Raw genomic sequence first — 2763 nt, 5'->3', positions numbered from 1 at the left:
AGCGTGCCCAACAGCACCGCAAGCGCGGCCTGCACCACCATGAAGCTCGTCGCATCGTGCTCGCGAGCCAGCCGGGTCATCCCCAACTGCAGCTGGGCTGGCCAGTCCACCGTCACCGTGGCGCCGCGCTGATCAGCGACCGGCGGATAGGGCCGATCGGTGGGCAACACCAGCCGCTCAGGCAGCCCCGCCAGCATCTGTTCCCAGTACGCCAGCTGCGCGCCGATGCGGCTGCCGGGATCGTCGAGGCCACCGAACTGGGCGCGCTGCCACAGCGTGTAGTCGACATACTGCACCGCCAACGGCGCCCACTGCGGGACGTGGCCGCTCAGCCGCGCCCGATACGCCCTACCCAGATCGGCCACCAACGCGGTGAGCGACCAGCCGTCGGCGGCGATATGGTGCACCACCGCCACCAACACATGCTCATCAGCAGCGATCCGGAAAAGCCTGGCCCGCAACGGAATCTCGCTCGCCAGATCAAAACCGTGACCCGCCGTGTCCACGATCGCTTGATCAAGCCGATCCCGCGACCAGCCGGCCGCATCGATGATCTGCCAACCAAAATCGACACCCCCAGCGGCCATCACCACCTGATGCGGAACACCATCGACCGCGCCGAACACCGTGCGCAGACTCTCATGGCGGCCCACCACATCACCGAACGCCGCCCCCAACGCCCCAGCATCCAAGCGCCCACACAGCCGCAACGCCGTCGCCATGTTGTAGACCGCCGACGGGCCCTGCAACTGATCGATAAACCACAACCGGTTCTGGGCGAACGACAACGGCACCACCGCCGGACGCTCACCGACAGCCACCACCGGCTCCAACCCACCCCCACCCGAACCGATCCGGGCCGCCAACCGGGCCACCGTCGGCGCATCGAAAACCTCACGCACCCCAAGACCAGCACCCAACGAGGTATTGACCGCCGCGACCAACCGCATCGCCGACAACGAATCCCCACCCAAATCAAAGAACGAATCATCGACCCCGACCCGCTCCACACCCAGCACCCGCGCATAGATACCGGCCAAAACATCCTGCATGGGCGTGACCGGGCCCCGGTAGGCACCGGCGCCGTAGTCCGGTACCGGCAGGGCCCGCTTGTCGAGCTTGCCGTTGACCGTCAACGGCAACGCCTCAACCACCACCACCACCGCGGGCACCATCCAAGCCGGCAACCGCTCGCCCAGCCCCTCACGCAGCTCGGCCGGATCCACCGCTCCGACAACGTAACCCACCAACCGCTTCTCACCGGGCCGATCCTCACGGGCAACCACCGCCGCCTGCTCCACCCCAGCCAAACCGGCCAACACCGCCTGGATCTCGCCGAGTTCAATGCGATACCCGCGGATCTTCACCTGCTCATCAGCACGACCCACATACTCCAACTGCCCACCCGCACCCCACCGCACCAAATCCCCGGTGCGATACATCCGCGCCCCCACACCACCAGCCGCACACGCCACAAACCGCGACCCGGTCAACCCCGCCCGACCCACATACCCCACCCCCACCCCGCGCCCGGCCACATACAACTCCCCCACCACCCCGACCGGCACCGGACGCAACCAACCATCCAGCACAAAAAAAGCCAAATGACCCAACGGCACCCCAATCGGGCTCACACTGACATCCACATCACGCTCGACGATTTCGCGGAACGACGCATGCACCGTCGTCTCGGTGGTGCCATACAAATTGATCAACCGCGGCAACCCCGAATGCTGGTCCATCCAGACACCCAGACGCTGCGGCTCCAACGCCTCACCAGCAAACAACACCGCCCGCAACCCCAGCCGGCCCTCCGGTTCGCAGGCCAGTGCATCGACTGCCTGCAACGCATAAAACGCCGACGGGGTCTGACTCAACACCCCGACGCGCTCACGGATCAACAACGCGTGCAAGTCTTCTGGCGAACGAGCCACCAACTCAGGCACCACCACCAAGCGCCCACCACCCAACAACGCGCCAAAGATCTCACACACCGACACATCGAAGGCCAACGAATGCCACTGCGACCACACCTGACCCGCCAACACCACACGCTCGCCCAGCGACCCCAAAAGCTCGATCACACTGCGATGAGTAACCGCCACCCCCTTCGGCACCCCCGTCGTGCCCGAGGTGTAAATCACATAGGCAATATCATCGGCCGCCGGCACCGCCAACCCCGCCGACGAAAACCCCGAAACCCCAGGATCCTCAACATCGATCACCGCCACACCAAAACCACGCAGCCGCGACACAAACTCAGCAGTAGTGACCACCGCGACCGGCCCGGCATCACCCACCATGAACCCCACCCGCGCCTGCGGCGCCGCCGGATCAATCGGCAAATACCCCGCCCCAGTCTTAAGCACCGCCACAACCGCCACGACCGCCTCGACCGACCGCGACAACAACAACGCCACAACCCGTCCCGGACCCGCACCCCGAGCCACCAACAGATGCGCCAACCGATTCGACGCCTCATCAAGCTCGCGATAACTCATCGACCGACCCGCAAAACTAACCGCCACCGCCCCCGGCACACGCCCCACCTGCGCACCAAACACCGCCGGAATCGACACCCCCGACACCACCGGCGCACCCAACACCGCCCGATTACCCCACCCCCACAAACAATCTCGCTCAACACCACCAACCACACCCACCGACGACAACCGCCGCCCCGAATCACCCGTCATCCCCACCAACACCCCCCGCAACCGCCCCACCAACACCTCAACACTGGCCGCATCAAACACATCAGTG

General features: G+C 65.5%; 1 protein-coding gene. It reads right to left on the bottom strand.

Annotated elements, in window-relative coordinates; translation table 11 throughout:
- A partial coding sequence (locus AC5Y7E_RS24145; RefSeq protein ID WP_499950931.1) for an amino acid adenylation domain-containing protein occupies positions 1–2763 on the bottom strand: 2763 nt, incomplete at both ends.

The organism is Mycobacterium sp. NGS17 (assembly GCF_059813205.1).
The sequence above is the reverse complement of the archived record's forward strand: the minus strand, read 5'-3'. Positions and strand labels throughout refer to the sequence as shown.